This window comes from Algoriphagus sp. (assembly GCF_029254265.1).
Lineage (GTDB): Bacteria > Bacteroidota > Bacteroidia > Cytophagales > Cyclobacteriaceae > Algoriphagus.
Genome location: NZ_JAQWXX010000027.1, coordinates 83307 through 106114, shown reverse-complemented (window position 1 = coordinate 106114; position 22808 = coordinate 83307). Strand labels below are relative to the sequence as shown.

The window sequence follows — 22808 nt, the reverse complement described above, 5'->3', positions numbered from 1 at the left end:
AGAACTTGGAGGCTAAAACTGCACAGGCTTTGATCAAAGAATACATTGATTCTAACTCCGTGCTTCAAACAGATAAGAGTACCACCTTCTCAGATCTGAGTGATTGTATTGATGTTCATGTCAGAGAGGTCTCCGGAACCGAGGAAGGTAATTTTAACCTCAAATGGGTTCACATTGCCATCAGTAACTTAAAGAAACACTTGCAAACTTACCATATGATCAGTGAACGAATGATGCAGAATTACCTGGACGAGTTTTGTTACAAACTCAACAGAAGATATTTCGGTCAAAAACTCTTTGACAGACTCATTATTGCTTCGATTTAATCATACTGGCAAGATTGCGGATATACATACTTTTTTTTTATTCAAAAACAACATTTCTATGAAAACTCAAATTTTTCTCAGCCTAACATTTTTTTCATTTTACCTTTTATCCTGCTCCAGTCCTGAGAATTACGATATATTAATCCGAAATGCCAGAATCATAGATGGGTCGGGTGATGCCTCCTATTTGGGTGATGTAGGTATAAGGGCAGATACCATTGCTGCAATCGGTGATTTGAGTAAAGCAAAAGGCAGTGAAGAAATCGACGCTGAGGGAATGGTAGTTTCGCCGGGATTTATCAATATGCTTAGCTGGGCGGTGGAATCATTAATCGAGGATGGAAAGTCCGAAGGTGACATTCGACAAGGAGTGACTTTAGAAGTTTTTGGCGAAGGTGAATCCTTAGGACCTCTTACGGAAGTGAGTAGGCAGGCTTTGCTTGCTTCTCAAGGAGATATTAAATATGATATCACCTGGGAAAGCTTAGCTGAATACCTGGATTTCTTGGAACAAAAAGGTGTTTCCACTAATGTGGCTTCTTTTCTTGGCGCAACCACTCTTCGAATCAATACGATTGGCTTTGAAGATCGACAAGCAACCCCTACTGAGTTGGATACTATGCGTGCCATGGTGGAAAAGGGAATGAAAGAAGGTGCTTTAGGAATTGGCTCCTCCTTAATATACGCACCGGCATTTTATTCCAGCACTGAGGAACTGATCGAACTTTGTAAAGTAGCTTCTAAATACGACGGCATGTACATCTCTCACATGCGAAGTGAAGGAGATCGACTTTTGGAAAGTCTGGATGAACTTATCCGAATTGCAGCTGAAGCGGATATCAGGGCTGAAGTTTATCATCTCAAAATGAGTGGTCAAAAAAATTGGTCAAAGTATGATCAAGTGGTACAAAAGATTGATTCTGCGAGAAAAGCTGGTCTACACATCACCACAGACATGTACAATTATGTGGCGGGAGCAACCGGATTAGATGCCGCTATGCCCCCATGGGTTCAGGAAGGTGGATTTGAAGCTTGGAGCAAAAGACTTCAGGACCCTGCAATCAGAAAGAAAGTAGCTGCTGAGATGAAAGATCCCAATGTCAAGTGGGAAAGCTTGATGCAAGCAGCAGGAACTACAGACAACATACTTTTAGTCGGTTTTAATAATGATTCCCTAAAATATTTAACAGGGAAAACACTAACTGAAGTCTCCAAAATGCGCGGAAAAAGCCCAGAGGAAACCGCAATGGATTTGGTGATTCAAGACGGAAGCCGGGTGGGAACAGTTTACTTTTTAATGACTGAGGAGAATGTGAAAAAGCAAATCGCTTTACCCTACATGAGCTTTGGTTCTGACGGAGCCTCAATGTCAACTTCCGGAGTATTCTTGAAAAGTAGCACCCACCCAAGAGCATATGGGAATTTCTCTAGACTTTTGGCCAAATATGTCCGAGAAGAAAAAGTCATCTCCTTAGAAGAAGCAATTCATAAACTTTCCGGCCTTCCAGCAAGTAATCTCAAAATCAAAAAGCGGGGCTTAATCCAAACTGGCTATTTCGCAGACCTTGTCATCTTTGATCCGATGAAAGTACAGGATAATGCTACTTTTGAAAAGCCTCACGCATATTCTACTGGCATTTCTCATGTTTTTGTGAATGGCACTCAGGTCTTGAAAGATGGAGAACATACAGGTGCTTTTCCTGGCAGAGCAGTCAAAGGCCCCGGTTTTAAAGAAAATTGAGTCTCTCCTTTTTGAACATTTAATCGATGAAAAAAGCAATTCCTGCTTCTCTAGACTAGACCAGTTATTCTAAGCCCCAGCTTAAAAAGAAAATTCAAATCTTAATTTTCTACTTTTATTTGAAAAGTCTTTACAAATCCCAGTCCATCCTGGGTGATACCTTCGATCACTAGGTTGACTTTTTCTACCTCGCGAGAAAGTAAAGTTTTGATTGAATACACCCCGTTTTCAGCCGTCACCTTCCCTTTTGGATCCCAATAAATAGTGGGTCGGACTTGAACTGGAGCATCTTTGGCGATTGAATTTTCAAATTCTGAAACTGGAGAATAGCCCCGGATCCGGAAACTTTGAAAACCGGTATTATCAAACTTAGTCTCAGTAGTGGGGCCAAAGCGCTCCCCTCGTATCGTTTCAAACATAATCACTCCGGCAAATCCTGCCATACCGAATACAGGAGCGTTGAAGGTATAAATTGAAAGTGATGTCACTTCATCAGTAATATACCGATCCAACACATCGGTATATGATTCACCTTCGGCATACAAGTATCTCGAGCCATCGATAATAATCAAAGGATTTCCAGCCTTGATCCCATAATTGAAATTCCCAAGTTTCCCATTCCCAAACTGCATTCCAACAATAGAAGATAATGTTGATCCCGGCCAGTTTTGTAGCATTTCTTGAGTCACTTGCCGATCAGGCTCACCATATCCGTAATTGGAATCCTGCAGTCGCTTAATCTTCAGATCCTCTTTGATGAATTCTTCCATCAAAATGTATTCGCCTTTGATGTCATAGATTTGATTTCCGACTTTGGCTTGAGCCAGTTGGTAGCTTAGTTTTGGGAAAGAACCTCGATGAATCAGGCTGGAATCTCGGATCAATTCAATAGACCCGTAGGACTTTTTCTTTTTGTCCAAAGCAGCTGCTGCTAATCGGGCTGAGTCTGTAAAATTCAATCCTGTAGCTCTGAAATAGCCCGAAGAGTCAGTATTTACCAAGCCAAAATCTGCTAAGTCATCCAATACAAGTGTGATAGGATTAATTATTGGATCACGCTTTCGGTTGCTGACAAATCGCCCCTGAACGGTTATCCCGTATTCGATTTGATTCTGTATTGTTAAGGTTTGATCGTCCTTTTCTTCTTGGTCGAGCCATTCCAAAGCAGATAAAATTGTTGGTCTAGTTGTAATAGGGCTAACCAAATCCCCATCAGTTAACGAAACCGTAAACTCCGCTCCTATTGCTTGATCCAATTCATCAAGGATAGAAAGATCGATCTGAAGTTCAATTCCTTTGGGAACTACCTTTTTTTTATTTGTCTGTGTGATGTTTATATCCCCATAGTATTCGACCTCATTAAGCTCCTGAGTAATAATTTCAGAACCTTTTTCAAGAACTGGAATTGGCCTAAGAAAAATATCCTGCTCAGGATAGTTCAGCATCCATCGGGTATAGGCTCGTAAAAAATAATCTCCCGCTTTCAAATTATCCGGTAAAGTAAATCCTCCTGCAATCCGGCCTGAGACAATCGGAAATATTTCTTTTTGAATTATAGTGGATTTTTCATCCAATAAGTCTACATATACTACTCGGCTGAGCGAGTCCGCTAAAAGTTGATTTTGATAAATCATCCGACCTCCTAACCAGACTCCTTCTCCGGGATAATAGAAATCCTTATTTGTACTGAAGTAAGGTTGCTCTCGGAGTTTGTTCCATTGATTGAAGGCCCGTTTGGTACTATCCACTTCAGTTACAAAATCATCAAAATCCAGATCTGGGACAAAATTGTAGGGTAACGATCGCGCCACGCGTTGCCTTCCCATTCTTCCTGAAAGAACCAATTGAGTAGGGTGTGCCGGAATTCCATCTCGATACACATCGAAATAACCATTTGGAGCAATGATCCAACTAATTGGATGATAGAAATCTACATAATATTCATTGAGTGCATATTTCTTTAAGTAATGAATCTCGACCCGCTGAGGCCAAAAAATACGAAAATTCCCATTTTCAAGTGAAACCCTCCGAACAGAATCAACAGGAAATGGAAGGATGGTTTCCCCAAATTCCACATCAAAGCTATTAGTACGCTCCCTGCCCAACGGAGCCTCGACGGACTCATACATACGAAAACCTTGTGCGTCTGCTTGATTCAGAATGATGGATTGAATCAAATGGCGACTGGATCCTTGATAGCTACTTTCCCGATTATCCCGCCATAATTGAGCTTCTTTCTCATCTTTGGGCGTTTTTTCGGTATAAAAAACCTGCCCATAATAGCGCGAACTCGTCCTTGACCATCGGTAGTCTTGAAGGTGAAACTCAACTCTATAGCCAAGTGCATCATTATCAATTATAATCGGTTCCTGAGCTGTCGCTTTTACATAATTGGCCCCATTATTTACCTTGATCTGCTCAAAGTCAATCACCCAAGGATTCAGAATCTTGGCCAGCCTTCCTCCTATAGGATCATCGGGCACAGCAATAAAGACATCTTCAAACCTCTTAAGACTCCGCTCCCAAACTCGGTCTCTTCGTGATTTCAATTCGACTTCTGAAAGAACGGATTGTTGAGGTTCCAGCGAAAAATTCACAGTAACAGAGTTTCTATTTCCTACGATGACTTCTTCTACCTTAGTCACATACCCCACAAAAGATGCAACTAGTTCTAAATTTGAGGGGATTTTGCCTTTGATTTCATAATTCCCTTCCAAATCGGTAATCGCCCCTATGGTTGTATTATTGATAAACACATTCGTAAAAGGCAAGGCTTCTCCAGTCTTGGCGTCCATGATTTTCCCCCGCAATACTTGTGAAAAAACAAATGCGTAAGAGAAAAAGTAGAAAAAAAGGACAAATGATATTTTCTTCAGGAGAATTTGAATTTTATGATTTGACTCTAAAAGTTACTCCATTGAAATCAGAAAGTTTCACCATTGATCAAAACTCAATGAAACAGAAAATAAAAAAAGGTTTGAATCTCTAAATGAAATTCAAACCTTTCTCTTTTAGCAATCTTTTTTGAATCAATACCCTAAAGTTTTCAACATACTCTCTTGCGTTTGATCTTTTGCGAAAAGCCGATGCCTTACATTTCCATCCTCATCACGATCAATCAATACATGCTTTGGAGCTGGAACTAGGCAATGCTGTATCCCTCCATATCCCCCAAGCGACTCCTGATAGGCTCCAGTATGGAAGAAACCTATGTATTGTGTCTTTCCAGGTTCAATTTTAGGCAAATAAATATTGTATTGATTGGCCTCGGAGTTGTAATAATCCATGCTATCGCAAGTCAATCCACCTAGCGAGATATTATGATAAGGTTCATCCCAATTATTGATAGCCAACATGATGTACTTCTGGTTTAATCCCCAGCTATCAGGCAGTTGAGTGATAAACGAACCATCGATCATATACCAAAGCTCTTTATCATTTTGAAGCTTTTCATCCAAGATAGAATAAAGCACTGCCCCACTTTCTCCTACTGTATAACTTCCAAACTCCGTAAAAATATGTGGCTCAACAGTATTGTTTTTAGCACACATCCATTTGATATTTTTCACGATCTGATCTGCCATGTATTGGTAGTCATAGTCGAAAAACAAATTGGTTTTAATTGGCCAGCCACCACCAATATCCATGGTATCCAGTGAAGGAGCCACCTTTTTCAGATCAACATATTTCTGGATAAAGCGAGTTAATTCAGACCAGTAATAGGCTGTATCACGGATTCCGGAGTTGATGAAAAAGTGAAGCATTTTCAGACTAACTAACGGATGATCCTTGATTTTCTCTTCATAGAGACTGATGATATCATTGTATCGAACCCCCAGTCTTGATGTATAAAAACCAAACTTGGGCTCCTCATCAGCTGCGATCCGGATTCCTACCTGAAAAGGGACTTTGACATGCTCCAAATAATAATCGATCTCTGAGATATTATCCAAAATCGGAATACAATTTACAAAGCCATCGTTCAATAATTCAGAGATATATTGCTTATACAAATCCCTTTTGAAACCATTACAGATAATGTAATTCTCCTTAGTGATTTTCCCCTTTTCATATAGACTTCTTACAAGAGGGATATCAAAAGTAGAAGATGTCTCTATATGAATATCGTTTTTCAAAGCCTCATCCAACACAAAGCTGAAATGCGAAGATTTGGTACAATAGCAATATGTGTACTTTCCTTTGTAATCGTGAGCGGCAATTGCTGTATTGAAGAAATTCTTCGCATTTTGAATGCTCTCCGAGATTTTTGGGAGATAAGTCAATTTCAAAGGTGTACCATAAGTATCAATGATCTCCTTTAGATTGACTCCATTGAAGAACAATTCATTATTCTCAACATGAAATTCTTTGGTAGGAAAATCAAAAGTCTGCTCAATAAGGTCTTTGTAAGAATTCATTCAGGTAGTTTTGTGTAAAATTAATGCTGTGCAAAAATTGCTTATTTATTAGGTTTATTCAAATGAATGGGAACAAATCCCAAAAGTTCATCTTCTTTTATTTTGATTGTTTTTGTTCAAGGATCCAATCATTGAACCTGAATTTGGGTGTTTAGGGCAGATGTTTTTTTCAATTTTTCAATTTTGAATTTTTAATCACTTCAAAAAATCGGATCCTTTAGCAAACGGTTTAGCGCCTCAAATAGGTCTGAATCATTTTTTGCAAAGCAAAATCTAAGAATCTTGTGATCGGTTTTGTCTTGGAAAAAGACTGAAATAGGAATACAAGCTACTCCGTAATCGGTGGTCAACCGCTTGGCTAAGACCAAATCTGGTTCATCGGATAAATGCTTATAAGACACCAATTGAAAAAAACTTCCTTGAGCTGGTGTAAATGTAAAATCAGTGGTTTCTAAGCCCTCACAAAATAAATCACGCTTCTTTTGGTAAAATTTCGGAAGTGACAAATAAGTATCAGGATCTTGAATAAAATCTGCTAAGGCATATTGAAAAGGTGTAGGCGTAGAAAATGTAACGAATTGATGGACCTTTCGAAATTCTGCCGTTAGTTCCTTAGGAGCAAGACAATAACCCACTTTCCAGCCCGTCACATGAAAGGTCTTCCCAAAAGAACAACAAACAAAAGTACGCTCTCGCAAAACAGGATGGGCCATCAGGGATAAATGTGGCCGTCCGTCAAACGTAATATGTTCATAAACCTCATCCGAGATTACTAAGATATTTTTGTCTTTGATAAGATCAGCCAGATTATCCAAATCCTCCTGAGTCCAGATATAGCCTCCAGGATTATGAGGGGTGTTGACCATGATCAATCTAGTTTTCTTAGTCACAGCAGATTTTAGCTTTTCCCAATCCACAGAAAAATCTGGCATATTCAACGAAACAAAAACCGGAACCCCGCCAGAAAGAGTAATCACAGGCACATATAAATCATAGGCGGGTTCTAAGACAATCACTTCGTCACCAGGACGGACCGTAGCTGTGATCGCTGAAAAAATCGCTTCTGTCGCACCAGAAACCACGGTGATTTCCTCCTCTTCATTGTATTGAATTCCAGTTTGAAGCTGAACCTTCTTTGCAATTCGCTGTCTCAAAATAGGCACCCCACTCATAGGAGCATATTGATTGTTTCCCAGACGCATATGGGTAGTCACCAAATCCAATAAATCTTGAGGAGCGTTAAATCCAGGAAAACCTTGAGAGAGATTAATTGCATGATGGTCAGCGGCCAACTTAGACATTATGGTGAAAATTGTGGTGCCAACTTCTGGTAATTTGGATTCAATCAACATAGATTTCTATTTTTTGGTCTATTGGTAAAGTATAGATTAAAAATAGTCTGAATTCCTTCAAAACTTAGTTTTTTTCTAAAAATTGACTCCAATCCTCATTTTTTGCTGAAATCCGACTTTAGTCAAAACCTAAATTTCAGCCAAATTTCCCTACTTTTGCGCCAACAATACACCCAGATATAACTTAACTATTTCTCCAAAATGCGTGATATTAAATTAGTAGAAGTCAGATCCGAAATCGCCGCAGGCACAAGAGGAGCTAGCTTAGGAATAGATGCATTGAAGATTGCTAGCCTAGATAAAAAGTCAAATTTCTTCACCCAGTTTGACCCGATAAATGTCCCAGACGCCAATAATTACCTCTGGAAAGGGAATAAATTCCCAAATGCCAAATACATTGACGGAGTCTACCAAGTTTTAAAAAATGTCTATTCTACGGTAGAATCACTTCGAATGGAAAAGAAATTTCCCATCATCCTGGCTGGTGATCATAGCACCGCAGCTGGTACCATCATGGGAATCAAAGCAGCAGAGCCGAAAAAACGACTTGGAGTCATTTGGATAGATGCGCATGCAGATTTACACACCCCATATACTACGCCATCAGGTAACATGCACGGAATGCCATTAGCAATGGTTTGCCAGTTGGATAACCTAGAATGCAAGGTAAATGAGCCAACAGAAGATACCATTACCTATTGGGAAAAAATCAAAACCATCGGAGGAGACTTTCCGAAAATCCTTCCTAGCGATATCGTTTTTATTTCAGTTCGTGATACCGAAGAGCCTGAGAATTTCCTGATCGATAAATATGGAATCAAGAATTTCAAAACAAGCGAAGTCCGAACAAAGGGAATCACCCAGATTGCAAAAGAGACCTTGGAAATCCTCAAAGACTGTGATCAGGTTTATATTTCTTTCGACGTAGATAGTTTGGATAGTTCTATTTCCATGGGCACTGGAACTCCAGTGCCAGATGGATTGACAGTGGAAGAAGCAATTACTCTGAATGCCGAATTAATCAAGGATAAGCGGGTTTGCTGCTGGGAAATCGTAGAAGTAAATCCAACCCTCGATTCAGAAAACACCATGGCTGAAGCAGCCTTTGAAGTCCTCGAAATCACTACCAACTCTTTGGTTGCAAACTTCTAAATATTTTATAACCAATGTGTTCACGGAGAAATACACGGAGGACACAAAGCGAAATTGATATCAGATGAAATCATACCAACTATTGGCTTTATTAAATGAAATCATCAGATTCAATAAATGCTTTTTTAATAGTAATTGAAAATGGGAGATCCGGACTTAGTCGTAGAAGATGATTTAGCCACTAAAGTAATTGGCATTGCGATGGATATTCATTCCCAACTGGGCCCTGGTCTTTTAGAGTCAGCTTACCAGAAAGTGCTTGCATACAAATTAGAACAAAATGGTATTTTCATAGAAGTTGAAAAGAAAATACCTTTGATAATCGATGGCTTAAGAATTGAATCTGCTTATTCCGTTGATATTTTAGTCGAAAAAAAACTAGTACTTGAATTAAAATCTGTTTCAAGTATTTCAGAAGTACATTTTGCACAAACATTGAATTATTTGAAACTCGGAAAATTCAAGCTTGGGCTAATAATTAATTTCAATGTAACGAGACTTAAATTCGGAATAAAAAGAGTAATAAATACCAATTAGTTTAAAATTAAACTCCCTGTGGACTCTGTGAAACCTCCGTGTCCTTAGTGGTTATATGAAATGAATATACAAGAATCAATACTAGCCGGGGTACAACTGGCATTTCAGAATATCTTCAATGCTGATGTTCCTTTGGATCAGTTGGCACTTGCCCCTACTCGAAAAGAATTTGAAGGTACCTATACGTTTGTGGTTTTCCCGTTTTTGAAAATCTCTCAAACAACTCCTGAAAATACAGCAAACCAAATCGGTTCATACCTTCAGGAAAATGTCCCGGAGGTTGCCGGTTTCAATGTCGTAAAGGGATTTTTGAACCTTGAGTTGAATAATCAAATCTGGATCGGGGTTTTTCAAGAGTTACTTTCCAATAAAAACTTTGGTCAACTGCCTCCAAATGGGCAAAAAGTAATGGTTGAGTACTCCTCTCCAAATACCAATAAGCCACTCCATCTTGGCCATTTACGAAATAATTTCCTTGGATATTCTGTTTCCCAAATACTGAAAGCCAATGGATACGAGGTCATCAAGGCCAATCTGGTTAATGATCGCGGAATCCATATCTGTAAGTCCATGGTTGCTTACCAGCACTTTGGAAACGGAGAAACTCCCGAAAGTTCAGGCCTAAAAGGAGATCATTTGGCTGGAAAATATTACGTGATTTTCGATCAGGAATATAAAAAGCAAATCGCAGAATTAGTAGCCTCAGGCCAAAGTCAGGATGACGCAAAAAAGAATGCTCCTATCCTACTCGAAGCACAGGAAATGCTAAGAAAGTGGGAAGCGCATGATGAGGAAGTCGTTTCACTTTGGAAACTTATGAACGAATGGGTTTATGCTGGCTTTGATGAAACCTACAAGCGCATGGGGGTCGATTTTGATAAGTTTTATTATGAATCTGACACCTACCTTTTAGGGAAAGACATCGTTGAAGAGGGTCTTGAAAAAGGAGTTTTCTTCAAAAAAGAAAATGGTTCCGTTTGGGTAGACTTGACTGCAGAAGGATTAGATGAAAAACTGGTGCTGCGTGGTGACGGCACTTCGGTTTACATCACGCAGGATATGGGAACAGCGGATTTGAAGTACGAAGATTTCAAGATTAATAAGTCTGTTTATGTCGTTGGTAATGAGCAAGATTACCACTTTGATGTATTGTATAAGATCATGCGGAAATTAGGACGCTCTTATGGAGATGGACTCTTTCACCTTTCTTATGGAATGGTAGATCTTCCCACTGGTAAAATGAAATCCCGTGAGGGAACTGTCGTGGATGCAGATGAATTGATGCAGGAAATGGTGGATACAGCAGAGAGCCACACCAAAGAACTTGGTAAAATCGAAGGCTTTAATCCTGAGCAAGCAACCGAATTGTATGAAATGTTGGGCTTAGGTGCCTTGAAGTATTTCTTACTTAAAGTTGATCCGAAAAAGCGAATGCTTTTCAATCCGCAGGAATCCATCGAGTTTCAGGGAAATACAGGGCCTTTTATTCAATATTCGCATGCTCGAATCGCATCTATTTTAAGAAAAGCCAAGCAAATCGGCGTTGAGTACAATCAGGTAGATTTTTCTAAAGTGAGCAAGGTTGAAGATTCTGAAGCTGCACTTATTTTCCTTTTGAATGATTTTGAAAAGAAAATTGCTCAGGCTGGAGAGTCCTATTCTCCTTCCATCATTGCGCAATATCTTTTTGATTTGGCCAAAGAATACAACCGATTCTATGCAGATGTTCCGATTTTCCTTGAAAATGACCCGGCTCTAGTAGCTTTCCGAGTTGCACTTTCCGAGCTTACTGCTCAAACAATCAAAAAAGGAATGAGTTTACTTGGTATCTCAGTACCAGAAAGAATGTAAAATTATAAGCCCATAAACTATGAGAAGTATCTTAATTATCATCTCGGCAATCTTCTTTGCGTGTCAGCAACCTGCTACTCGTCCTGAAGGACTGGACTCCAAACTCACCTCAAATTCCGAAAACTTAATGGAAAGCTCTTTTTACGATTTCAAAATGAAAGACATCAACGGCAAAGAAGTTGATTTCAGTTCTTTCAAAGGAAAGAAAATCATGATTGTCAATGTAGCCTCCAAATGTGGTTACACTAATCAATATGCCGCCCTACAAGAATTGTATGCTGCTCATGGCGATGATCTTGTTGTTTTAGGTTTCCCTGCAAATAATTTTGGTGGCCAAGAACCAGGCAGCAATGAAGAAATCAAAGAATTTTGCTCTACAGAATATGGGGTGACTTTCCCAATGTTTGAAAAGATCTCTGTAAAAGGTTTTGACAAGCATCCTCTTTACCGTTGGCTTTCTGATCCTCAGCTGAATGGCTGGAATGACAAAGAGCCAGGATGGAATTTCTGTAAGTATCTGATAGATGAGAAAGGTGAATTAATCAAGTTCTTGCCTTCTTCAGTAGCTCCTTTGGACGAAGAAATCCTTGAATTTGTAGGTGTTTGATTGATCAATTTGACTTAGTGAAAGCTATTATTCATACCAAAAAAGAAGCCTGGTTGCACGCAATCAGGCTTCGCACTTTACCACTTGCACTGGCTAGTATTTTTGCCGGTTCTTTTTTGGCAGCAAATCTCCATGTCTTTCGTTGGGAGATTCTGGTATTAGCTTCATTGACCACCATTTTTCTCCAAATTCTTTCTAATCTCTCCAATGATTACGGAGATACAATAAATGGAGCCGACCATGCAGAGCGTCAAGGCCCTGTCAGAGCCGTACAGTCAGGATTGATTTCACTTGCCGAAATGAAGAAAGCAATGTATCTGTTTGGTGCTTTATCATTGATTTCTGGTTTGCTATTGCTTTTCTTCGCAGTTCAAAATCTGGTGCTTTTTGGAATTTTTCTGGGTTTGGGTTTAGCTGCTATTTGGGCCGCAATCACTTATACTTCCGGAAGCAATCCTTATGGCTATGCCGGCTTGGGAGACATATCCGTATTCATCTTCTTTGGGCTTTTGGGTGTATTTGGCACCTTTTTTCTTCATAGCCTTTCATTGGATTTTAATGCACTTTGGATTGCCATAGCATTGGGATTATTTAGCACTGCCGTACTCAACATAAATAATATTAGGGATATAGAGTCTGATTCTACAGCCGGTAAAAAATCGATCCCGGTCAGAATTGGAAAGAAAGCTGCCATTCGATACAACTGGTTTTTAATTCTGGGAGGAAACCTTTCTCTTGGAATATTTGCAATTAGCAGTGGATCATGGAGTTCATTTTTAGCATTGCTGGCCTTACCAATAATGATCGCAGTAGGTTTGGGAGTACAGAGAGGAAAAGACTCTAAAAGCATTGATCCATATCTGAAAAAGATGGCTTTGAGCACACTTTTATGGACAATCCTATTTGGAATAGGGTTAATATTTTTCTAGTTTTTTTTAATCGCCAAGTACACAAAAGATAAAATTCCAAAATTGAAAGGTTTGAAAATTAAAAAATTAATTTCGCCGCAGTTCGTGTCGCCGCGAAACGTAATGGGCTAAAATTAAAAATTTATTTTTTTCACCCTCAAGTCGAAAACAAGACCACACAGAATTCTTTCTTAAATCCAAATAGACTTTAACCTCTAAGTCAGTAATCCTTCTCAAAGACTTAGCTTTTAGAGTTGTATTTCAAGTACCATTTAAATCCTTATCTGGAATTGATCGGTTTTTTTTATTTGGGCAAAAGCTGATAAAAATCCTTTTTTTGTTCTCCATTTTCAGGTAATTTGGAGAAACTAAAAATCCAGAATTATGACCAAGATTCTTATTCCTTTCGACTTTTCTGAGCAGGCAAATTATGCGTTAGACTTTTCCGTTGCCATCGCCAAGAAATTCAATAACGTACATCTTGAAGTAGTACATGTCATGGAAGTCCCAACCTCAACTACAGTAGGTACAATGGGAGGAGGTGAAATGATGCCAGATATGGAAAATCAGATTTTCTTCATAGAACTGATGAACAAAAGGAAATCTCAAATTGATGAATTAAAAGAAAAGTATCTCTCTGATGCTTTTACCTTTTCTGCAAAAATCAAACTTGGAAATGCCTTCAAAAACATTTCAGAATCGATCAATGAGGAAAATCCAGATCTGGTCGTGATGGGTTCAAAAGGAACTAGTGGAATCGAAGAGGTTCTAATAGGAAGCAACACAGAAAAAATTGTCCGCACTGCCTCCTGTCCAGTCATCACCATAAAATCAGCTGTAGCCCCAGATGATTTGAATAAAATCGTTTTTGCGAGTGATTTTAGGGAAGATAATGATGAGGTTGCTTCCCGGATGAAACGACTTCAGGATCTTTTGGACGCGCAACTTTATTTTGTTATTGTAAATACCCCAGGAAATTTCGAAACCAGCAGGGATTCCATAAAAAGAATTAGAGCCTTTGCCCATAAATATGGATTCAATGATGTTACAGCAGAGATCTATAATTCAAATTCAGAAGAAAGTGGTATTATCGAATTTGCTGAAGATGTAAATGCCGATTTAATAGCTATGGCCACTCATGGCCGGACAGGATTTATACATTTGATTACGGGAAGTATCGCCGAAGACGTGGTAAATCATTCTAAAAGACCTGTTTGGACATTTAAGACGAAATAAGAAGCTGGAGGTTGGAAGTAGGAAGTTTTAAGTATAAAGTTGGAAGGTTATAGTCAATAAAGTCAACGGATAATCGACAACTAACAACCGACAACCGTAATGGGTATCAAACAATCAGCTATGGCGAAGAAAAATAACGACTGGAAAAAGCGTGACGGGATGGTCTATTCGACCAGTGATGAGTTCGAATTTCAAACTCCTTCATCAGAAGATCAGGAAACTTTAGCACCAAATCAGCAAAACCTCAAGGTCATGCTGGATAAAAAAGCAAGAGCAGGAAAGAAGGTTACTTTGGTCGAGGGTTTTATTGGGAACGAGATTGAACTAGCACTCCTCGGTAAACTTCTGAAAAACAAATGCGGCGTAGGCGGTTCTGCCAAAGATGGCGAGATCCTTATCCAAGGAGATCATCGGGATAAGGTGGTTGAGATTCTTCAGGCAGAAGGATACAAAGCCAAAAAAGCAGGGGGCTGATGGCTGGCATCAACCCCTCCTACTTACTTTTTCAATCCCGACTTTTTCCCTTGCTCCCCTACCTAATCTATGAAGCAGGTAAGATCAGCAAGACTGGACCTAAACTCTCTCCTCAATCCGAAAAAGTATTTCTAGCTGGTCAAGAGCAATCTATCTTGATTTTAGGCGAGTCCACAGCCGCTGGCGTGGGTGCAAGCGCTGCTGGGTTTACACTTTCAAGCTATCTCCATCAGTTATTCTTAGAAAAATATAGCTTTTATAATTTGGGCAAGAATGGGATTCGAGTGGGGGAAGTTTTACCACATTTCAAGTCTGACTTAGCAGAACTCAATTCTACCAAAGAGGGAATTCTACTTTTTTTGGGAGCCAATGACTGCTTTAAACTAACCAATCCCAGTGCTTTTTATAAATCGCTCCAAAGTCTTGTAGCAAGCCTTCAAACCCAATTTGAACCTAAATGGATATACCTTGCTGATATTCCTCCAGTTCATCTCTTCCCTGCATTTTCTTCCTTGATGAAAAGCTATTTGTACCGACAGCGGGAGTTTTTAAGAAATGAAATGAAAAAACTCGCCTCAAAAAACAACCGCTTAATCTTCCAGGAAATCTCTTTGGACTTAGTCCCTGACTTTTTCTCCACTGACGGCATCCACCCTTCCGACCTTGGCTACCAAAAGATCGCTGAGTTTACATATGAAGGGATTAAGGAATATTTGCAAGGTGAAGAATAGTTTTTTTTAACCACGAATTTTTTTAACCACGAAGGTTTTTAATTTAAAAATTGAAAGATTTGAAAATTGAAAAATTAACTCAAAACTAATTTGTACTCGGTGCAGAAGGCACTGAACCATTCATGACCATGGGCGTAGCTCATAGTAAAACGAATCCTGCGGAGAAGACGGGGAGATTTGGCATTTCGATTACCCCGGGTTGACCCCGATAACTATCGGGGCCGGGGCTACAAACAGAGCGCTACTTTGGAGCTTCTATGAAGATGATGTTTATCTGAATTTTTCAATTTTCGAATTCTATCCTATGCGAACTCCGTGAAAACCTCTGCGAACTCCGTGGTTAAAAAACCATCAAATCATCACTTTGATACCAACATCTCCTCTAATTCCTCAAGCGATTTTCCTTTGGTTTCTGGAACCACTTTGATAATAAACACAAGTCCAAGTAGTGCAAAAATCCCATAAATCAAGAATGTCGTCGCACTTCCCAACACCTCCAGTTCCCAAGGGAAAACCAACTGCACAATAAAACTGACAGCTGAGTTGATCAATCCTACAAAAGAGATGGCAATTCCTCGGATCCAATTGGGAAACAACTCACTAAATAGCACCCACATCACTGGTCCGATAGAAATCGCAAATGAGGCTACAAAGCCAATGATTCCAGCAAGAATTAAGGTTGGGTTCATCTTGATCGCAGCGGTAATCAATGCTGCCGAATATTCCGTGGCTTTCTCCTTACCGATCGCATCTACGATGGCCGCTTTGAAGCCGGTATCGTCGGTGTAGGTAATCTCTGAAAGGCTTTCCAGTTTTAATTTACTTTCAGCATCGACCAACTCAGTCAGCGAATCCTTTGGCAGGGTGTAAGTAGCCGAATTAAACCCATAAGCTAGGATAAACATGCAAATAACAATCCCGGCCACTCCAAATATAAGCAGAGGTTTCCGTCCCAGTTTATCTATGAAAAGAATCGCTAATACAGTAAACGCCAGGTTGACCAAACCAACCAAAATCGCCTGAACAAAAGAAGCATCTGTACCTATTCCTGATTGCTCAAAGATCATGGGGGCATAGAAAAAGACCGAGTTGATCCCGGTGATTTGCTGAAGCACGGACACCACTATTCCTATGGTAAGGACTAACCTGAGTGTAGGATTTAACAGTTCGGCAAAGGATTCCTTCTTTTTGGATTTATCCTTCTCAATACTTTGCTGTATCGCTTCCAAATCCTGTTTTACTTGCTCCTCAGAATTAAATTGGCTCATTACTTTTTTGGCCTGATCTAGTTCCCCCTTCATAATGAGCCATCGTGGACTTTTTGGAACGAAGAATAAACCCAGAAAATAAAGCACAGCTGGTAAGGTTTCCAAGCCTAACATCCAGCGCCATTGGTATTCTCCCAACATCAATGTTTTTGCCCAGCCAGCATCCGAAGTACCATATTTTAGAATCAGATAATTGGTGAAAAAGGCTAGGGAAATTCCAATTACAATATTTAATTGATTAAAGGAAACCATTCTTCCACGAATTTTTGGAGGGGCAATTTCAGCAATGTACATAGGAGCTAAAATCAAGGAAGCCCCGACACCAAAACCTCCAATCATTCGAGCTACTACCAAAAACCAAAAGGTAGGTGCTAATGCAGAGGCAATGGCAGAAATGGCATAAAGTATTGCTGCATATCTCAAAACCAAACGTCGACCGTATCGATCACTTAAAGGACCAGCCAACAGCATGGCAAGTGTGGCTGTCAAAGTGAGTGAACTGACAGACCAACCTATTTCAAGCGAAGTAAGGTTAAATTCTGGTTCAATAAACTTGACCACACCTGAGATTACAGAGGCGTCAAAGCCCATTAGGAGACCTCCTAATGCAACAATTAGGGCGGTCATCACGATGTAATTCGCTTTAGTCATCTTTGGGTTTTTAGCTAAAGGTTGATAGAACTAGGCAGAAAATTAAGTGGCTAATTTTGAATTGCTCCTTTCTCCAAGCTTTTCCAAAAACTTAAAATATGGAAAATAATTCAAGGATGGAATTTTCTGGAGTACTAGCTCCTATCTCAGAAAATTTTTTATCAGGTTTTCGCTTTGTGAAGAAACTAACCAAGACAATTCTTGGAGCAAAAATCTTTCGTGAAAATTATGGTTAAAAGTATTTTTGTAATTAGGGATTAAGGTTTAGGAAAAGAGATTGGGAGACTCGATGGCTATCTAGCGAGATAGAAAATAAAGCTATGTTTTCTCCTATATTAGCCAACAGTTAAAACAACCTTCGTGGCCTTTGTAGTAAATAAAAAAAGCTCAAATCCGAAGATCTGAGCCTATTATGATTGAATAAATTAATTTTCTGGATCGGAATAGTTCGGGATCTTTGGCAGTCTTCCTGCTTCGAGAATCGGAAGATTTGCTTCTGTAGGGATATAGATTACTGTCTTATCCCCAAGGTTCTTCTGCTGCCTTACCCAAAGGTATTGGATATACTTTTCGGAGATAGATCCATTTTCGATTTTGATAGCTTCGGCCGCACCTTTGGCACGTTCGATTTCAGCTTGAGCATTGAGTTTCTCAGCTTCCAGATTGGCAGCTGCCTCCTCGATTAGGATCCTACGGTTTTGTTCTGCTTTGGCAAATTCTGCTCTTCCGCTCATTTCCTGTTGCCAAACATTGTAAGTAGGACAACCCCACATGCCCAAAGCGATAAAGGCGAAAAGCATCCAGGATACAACTGTGCCTAGAAAAACAGGAGTTCTTTTTGAAGTTTGCATGGTTTTGTCATGGGTTCTTTAAGCCGCCCAAGGCTGAAATGGTCAGAAATAAAAATATGAATATTGAAATCGGATTTATTTACTACCCGTCAATTTTTTCAAACAAATTATAGTAGGAATGGATTTGTATCTTGTGACCCCATCCCTATATTTGCAAACAACAATGGAAAACAAGACTAGAAATAGTGTATTTTTATCTGGCTGCCAGCAATCGCATTTGCTGCATCATTTCCATCATTCCGTTTAAGGAATGTTTTTTACTACCCGGCGCCGTCGATGACAGGGATTCTGCGGTTCGCCAAAATTTACTTCACCTCTTTTAATACTTAGCGTAAATGCCAACATGGAACAAATAATCCGTATTGCCGTGCAGAAAAGCGGCAGACTATCCGACGATTCACTTAGCCTCATCAAAGAATGTGGTATCAAATTTTATAATGGAACCGGGAAACTCAAGTCCACTTCCACCAACTTTCCAATCGAATTTCTATTTCTTCGAGATGATGATATCCCAGGCTATGTAGCCGACGGAGTGGCTGACTTGGGGATTGTAGGAGAAAATGAATTAGTGGAAAAGGACAAAGAAGTTGTCACCTTGAAGAAATTAGGCTTTTCCAAATGCAGACTTTCATTAGCCATTCCCAAAGGACAGGCATATACTGGCGTTTCCTATTTCGAAGGAAAAAACATCGCCACTTCCTATCCCAAAATTTTAGGGGACTACTTGAATAAAGAAGGAATAAACGCAGCAATTCATGAGATTAGTGGTTCGGTAGAGATCGCCCCTAGCATTGGTTTGGCTGAGGGGATCTGTGATATCGTCAGCTCAGGATCTACCTTGATGATGAATGGTCTGAAAGAAGTCGAGGAAATCTTCAAATCTGAAGCAGTACTAATTGCAAACAAAAACCTTGTTGACTGGAAAAAGGCCATTGTTGAAAAGCTCCTTTTCAGGATGAATGCGGTTCAAAAAGGAAAAAGCAATAAGTATGTCTTATTAAATGCACCCAATGAATCGATTGATAAAATCATCAGTTTGATTCCAGGTATGCGTAGCCCTACGATTCTACCATTGGCACAGCCAGGTTGGTCTTCCGTACACTCGGTTCTGCAGGAGGATCAATTCTGGGAAAATATCGAGGAGCTTCGAGAAGCCGGTGCAGAAGGGATCTTAGTAGTTCCTATTGAAAAAATGATCATTTGATTTCAGCTTTCAGAAAAAATTCAACCAGAATCTCTCAAGTATGAAAATTCTACTTAATCCGGTAAAGAACACTTGGAAAAAGGAATTGGCCAGACCAACCTTTAAAACCAAAGCTATCAATAAAATTGTTAAGCCCATTTTGAAAAAAGTGGAGCAAAATGGAGATAAAGCACTACTTAAATTTGCTTTAGAATACGATCATATTCAATTAAAATCCCTTTTAGTTTCAACTGAAGAGATCAATGAAGGTGAAGCGCTTGTTTCCCCTGAATTGAAAACTGCAATCCAAGTGGCAAAAGACAACATAGAACGCTTTCATGCAGCGCAAGCGACACCCGAACTGATCCAGGAAGTAATGCCAGGAGTGGTATGCCGAAGAAAAAGCGTTCCAATCCAACGAGTAGGACTTTATATTCCGGGAGGAACCGCTCCCCTATTTAGCACCGTGTTGATGTTAGGCGTTCCTGCCAAATTAGCCGGATGCTCAGAGATCGTACTTTGTACTCCTCCAAATCGTGAAGGAAAAGTTCACCCAGCAATTCTTTATACCGCAAAACTTATCGGAATCGACAAAATCGTGAAAGCTGGCGGAGCACAAGCTATTGCTGCCATGACTTTTGGAACAGAATCAGTCCCTCAAGTTGATAAAATCTTTGGTCCTGGAAACCAGTATGTGACTGCTGCGAAGCAGTTATCAACCAAATATGGTGTGGCCATAGATATGCCGGCGGGACCTTCTGAGGTTTTAGTATATGCAGACGAAACGGCTATTCCATCTTTCGTAGCTTCTGATTTACTTTCTCAAGCAGAGCATGGAGTAGATTCTCAAGTAGTCTTGATTACAAACTCGGAGTCCTTCGCTAAAAGAGTACTTAAGGAAGTTGAGATACAATTGAAAACCCTATCCAGAAAAGATATTGCAAAAAAGGCCCTCTCAAACTCTGTAGCGGTAGTTTTGGATTCTACCTCTATGGCTCTGGAAATCATTAATCAATATGCGCCTGAGCACCTTATCATCAGTGTAGAAAATGAGGAAGAAGCGATAGAAGGAATATACAATGCCGGATCAGTTTTCATTGGAAACTACACCCCTGAGTCCGCAGGTGATTACGCCTCCGGGACAAACCACACCTTGCCAACTTATGGTTATGCAAGAAATTACAGTGGGGTCTCATTGGATAGCTTTTTGAAGAAAATCACTTATCAAAAAATTTCTGAAGAAGGAATTAGAAATCTAGGGCCTACTGTTGAAATCATGGCTGAAAATGAGCTTTTGGATGCTCATAAAAATGCTGTTACTATCCGATTAAATTATTTGAAATCAAAGAAAAAATGAGCTTCAAATTAGAGAAATTACTTAGACCACACATCGCAACTTTACAGGCTTATACTTCTGCCCGTGATGAATATACCGGCAAAGAAGGGGTCTTTTTGGATGCAAATGAAAATCCTTTTGGTTCGATTACAGATCAGGATTTCAACCGATATCCAGATCCATATCAAGAGGAACTGAAGCAGAAAATAGCTGAAATCAAGGAAGTAAAACCTTCGCAGATTTTCCTGGGAAATGGATCAGATGAGGCAATAGACTTGCTTTTTAGAGCCTTTTGTAATCCTGGAAAAGATAATGTAATCCTTCTCCCTCCTACCTACGGGATGTATGAAGTGAGTGCTTCGATCAACGATGTGGATGTTAGAAAAGTACCGCTTACAGCAGAATTTCAGCTTAGAACTGACAAAATTCTCAATGAAGTAGATAAGCATACCAAGATCATCTTTATTTGCTCACCAAATAATCCAAGTGGAAATAAGGTCAATCGAGAAGACATTTTGCATCTCTTGAAGAAGTTCAAAGGATTGGTTGTAGTGGATGAGGCTTATAGTGATTTTAGCGATGAGCCAAGCTTCACTACAGAGTTAAAGAATTTCAAGAATCTGCTCGTAATGCAGACCTTCTCCAAGGCTTGGGGCTTGGCTTCCCTCCGACTGGGAATGGCTTTCGCTTCCAAAGATCTGATCAAGATTCTAAACCGGATCAAGCCTCCTTATAATATTTCAGGCTTGACTCAGGAGACAGTTTTGGCGGCGATGGATAATTATGAGAAAGTAAAAGCCATGGTCAAAGACATTCTTGTAGAGCGAGAGTTTCTAAAAACAAAATTAGAATCCTTGGACTTTGTAAATAAAATTTATCCCTCAGATGCCAACTTCCTTTTGGTTAAAATGCCAAATGCAAATTTGGTTTATGATGAGTTGATCGATCAGAAGGTTATCGTCAGGAATCGATCAAAAGTAATCCTTTGTGAAGACTGCCTTCGGATCACTGTTGGTACCCGAACTGAGAATGAGCGCTTGATTGAAGCACTTTCTAAAATCTTTTCCTCCAAAAAATAAAATATCGATGAAGAAGAAAGTATTATTTATCGACCGAGACGGCACAATAATCAAGGAACCACCTACAGATTTTCAGGTAGATAGTCTGGAAAAATTGGAGTTTCTACCTAAAGCAATCTCGAACTTGAGGAAAATAGCAGAGGAAACTGACTATGAGTTAGTTATGGTGACCAATCAGGATGGTTTGGGTACAGATTCTTTTCCCGAGAAAGACTTTTGGCCAGCTCAATACAAAATGCTTAAGACGATGGAGCAGGAGAATATAATTTTCAAAGCTATCCACGTAGATAAAACCTTTGAGCATGAAAATGCACCTACTCGAAAACCAAGGACAGGATTACTCACACAATATTTCTCTGAAGAATATGATCTTGCTAATTCCTATGTAATCGGAGATCGATTGACTGATATTCAACTTGCTAAAAATCTAGGTTCAAAGTCAATCTTCATTGGTGAACAGGCAGAGGAAGCAGACTTTACTACTACTGATTGGGATGCGATTTATGAATTTTTGAAAATGCCTCCTCGTGCTGCTGAAGTTATTCGAAAAACATCTGAAACTGATATCCGAATTAAATTGAATTTGGATGGAAGTGGTCAGTGTAACATTTCCACTGGACTTCACTTTTTCGATCATATGCTGGAGCAATTAGGCAAGCATGGAAGCACAGATTTAGAAATTAAAGTAAATGGTGACCTTCATATTGATGAGCATCATACGATTGAAGACACTGCCTTAGCGCTTGGTGAAGCCTATTTGAAAGCGCTTGGTGATAAAAAGGGAATCTACCGTTATGGTTTTCTTCTTCCGATGGATGATGTCCTTGCGCAGGTTGCAATAGATTTTGGTGGAAGACCATGGATCGTATGGGATGCGAAATTCAGTCGCGAAAAAGTTGGAGATATGCCTACTGAAATGTTCTATCATTTCTTCAAGTCATTTTCTGATACGGCAAAGTGTAATTTGAATATCAAAGCAGAAGGAGATAATGAACATCATAAGATCGAGGCAATGTTCAAGTCACTTGCCCGTGCTATTAAAATGGCGGTGATGCGGGACCCTAGAAATATCAATCAACTGCCTAGTACCAAGGGAGTACTCTAAAA

General features: G+C 39.6%; 19 protein-coding genes. 14 read left to right on the top strand and 5 right to left on the bottom strand.

Going from position 1 to position 22808, the window contains the following annotated elements; genetic code table 11:
* Positions 1 to 326 (top strand): IS1595 family transposase (locus P8O16_RS03970; protein ID WP_300311087.1); only part of this gene is annotated, 326 nt, incomplete at its 5' end.
* Positions 327 to 384: 58 nt separating this feature from the next.
* Positions 385 to 2067, top strand: coding sequence for an amidohydrolase family protein (locus P8O16_RS03965; RefSeq protein WP_300311085.1), 1683 nt, complete (start codon positions 385 to 387; stop codon positions 2065 to 2067).
* A 101-nt stretch (positions 2068 to 2168) separates the two neighbouring features.
* Here the strand turns inward: P8O16_RS03965 and P8O16_RS03960 are convergent, their stop codons facing one another.
* From P8O16_RS03960 to P8O16_RS03950, 3 genes are all read right to left on the bottom strand, one after another.
* A complete protein-coding gene (locus P8O16_RS03960) occupies positions 2169 to 4877 on the bottom strand; it encodes a carboxypeptidase-like regulatory domain-containing protein (RefSeq protein WP_367182795.1) in 2709 nt (902 codons plus the stop codon).
* A gap of 219 nt (positions 4878 to 5096) precedes the next feature.
* Positions 5097 to 6485 (bottom strand): arginine decarboxylase, encoded by a 1389-nt coding sequence (locus P8O16_RS03955; RefSeq protein ID WP_300311081.1) that lies wholly within the window; start codon positions 6483 to 6485, stop codon positions 5097 to 5099.
* 200 nt (positions 6486 to 6685) lie between these two features.
* Entirely contained in the window at positions 6686 to 7837 is a 1152-nt protein-coding gene (locus tag P8O16_RS03950) for a methionine aminotransferase (RefSeq protein WP_300311079.1), read from the bottom strand.
* 201 nt (positions 7838 to 8038) lie between these two features.
* Between P8O16_RS03950 and P8O16_RS03945 the strand changes: the two genes are divergently transcribed.
* The 8 genes from P8O16_RS03945 (at position 8039) to P8O16_RS03910 (ending at position 15333) form a co-directional block, all read left to right on the top strand.
* Positions 8039 to 8989, top strand: coding sequence for an arginase (locus P8O16_RS03945; protein ID WP_300311078.1), 951 nt, complete (start codon positions 8039 to 8041; stop codon positions 8987 to 8989).
* Positions 8990 to 9130: 141 nt separating this feature from the next.
* Entirely contained in the window at positions 9131 to 9526 is a 396-nt protein-coding gene (locus P8O16_RS03940) for a GxxExxY protein (protein WP_300311090.1), read from the top strand.
* Between the two features lie 60 nt (positions 9527 to 9586).
* The gene (argS, locus tag P8O16_RS03935) at positions 9587 to 11377 is read left to right on the top strand and encodes an arginine--tRNA ligase (RefSeq protein ID WP_300311076.1); all 1791 of its coding nucleotides are present in this window, start codon (positions 9587 to 9589) and stop codon (positions 11375 to 11377) included.
* Positions 11378 to 11396: 19 nt separating this feature from the next.
* Positions 11397 to 11984: a glutathione peroxidase gene (locus P8O16_RS03930; RefSeq protein WP_300311074.1), complete on the top strand. Its 588-nt coding sequence runs from the start codon at positions 11397 to 11399 to the stop codon at positions 11982 to 11984.
* A gap of 17 nt (positions 11985 to 12001) precedes the next feature.
* The gene (locus P8O16_RS03925; RefSeq protein ID WP_300311072.1) at positions 12002 to 12913 is read left to right on the top strand and encodes a 1,4-dihydroxy-2-naphthoate polyprenyltransferase; all 912 of its coding nucleotides are present in this window, start codon (positions 12002 to 12004) and stop codon (positions 12911 to 12913) included.
* Between the two features lie 363 nt (positions 12914 to 13276).
* Entirely contained in the window at positions 13277 to 14128 is an 852-nt protein-coding gene (locus P8O16_RS03920; RefSeq protein WP_300311070.1) for a universal stress protein, read from the top strand.
* Between the two features lie 120 nt (positions 14129 to 14248).
* Positions 14249 to 14602 carry a translation initiation factor gene (locus P8O16_RS03915; RefSeq protein ID WP_300311068.1) on the top strand — a complete coding sequence of 118 codons (354 nt, stop codon included), beginning with the start codon at positions 14249 to 14251 and terminating at the stop codon, positions 14600 to 14602.
* A complete protein-coding gene (locus tag P8O16_RS03910; RefSeq protein WP_300311066.1) occupies positions 14602 to 15333 on the top strand; it encodes a GDSL-type esterase/lipase family protein in 732 nt (243 codons plus the stop codon). The genes P8O16_RS03915 and P8O16_RS03910 overlap by 1 nt, the downstream gene beginning before the upstream one ends.
* Positions 15334 to 15692: 359 nt before the next feature.
* Here P8O16_RS03910 and P8O16_RS03905 read toward each other — a convergent pair whose 3' ends face one another.
* On the bottom strand, positions 15693 to 17252 hold the full coding sequence (locus P8O16_RS03905) for a sugar porter family MFS transporter (RefSeq protein ID WP_300311064.1): 1560 nt from the start codon (positions 17250 to 17252) through the stop codon (positions 15693 to 15695).
* Between the two features lie 425 nt (positions 17253 to 17677).
* Positions 17678 to 18103 carry a hypothetical protein gene (locus tag P8O16_RS03900; RefSeq protein ID WP_300311062.1) on the bottom strand — a complete coding sequence of 142 codons (426 nt, stop codon included), beginning with the start codon at positions 18101 to 18103 and terminating at the stop codon, positions 17678 to 17680.
* Between the two features lie 343 nt (positions 18104 to 18446).
* On the opposite strand from P8O16_RS03900, the gene hisG reads away from it, so the two are divergent.
* The 4 genes from hisG to hisB are packed head-to-tail and all read left to right on the top strand — an operon-like array spanning position 18447 to position 22806.
* Positions 18447 to 19307, top strand: coding sequence for an ATP phosphoribosyltransferase (gene hisG, locus P8O16_RS03895; RefSeq protein ID WP_300311060.1), 861 nt, complete (start codon positions 18447 to 18449; stop codon positions 19305 to 19307).
* A gap of 40 nt (positions 19308 to 19347) precedes the next feature.
* The gene (hisD, locus tag P8O16_RS03890; RefSeq protein ID WP_300311058.1) at positions 19348 to 20643 is read left to right on the top strand and encodes a histidinol dehydrogenase; all 1296 of its coding nucleotides are present in this window, start codon (positions 19348 to 19350) and stop codon (positions 20641 to 20643) included.
* The gene (gene hisC, locus P8O16_RS03885; RefSeq protein WP_300311056.1) at positions 20640 to 21701 is read left to right on the top strand and encodes a histidinol-phosphate transaminase; all 1062 of its coding nucleotides are present in this window, start codon (positions 20640 to 20642) and stop codon (positions 21699 to 21701) included. Before hisD ends, hisC begins: the two co-directional genes overlap by 4 nt.
* A 7-nt stretch (positions 21702 to 21708) precedes the next feature.
* Complete coding sequence (gene hisB, locus P8O16_RS03880) at positions 21709 to 22806, top strand: bifunctional histidinol-phosphatase/imidazoleglycerol-phosphate dehydratase HisB (RefSeq protein WP_300311055.1); 1098 nt, start codon at positions 21709 to 21711, stop codon at positions 22804 to 22806.
* Positions 22807 to 22808: the final 2 nt, after the last annotated feature.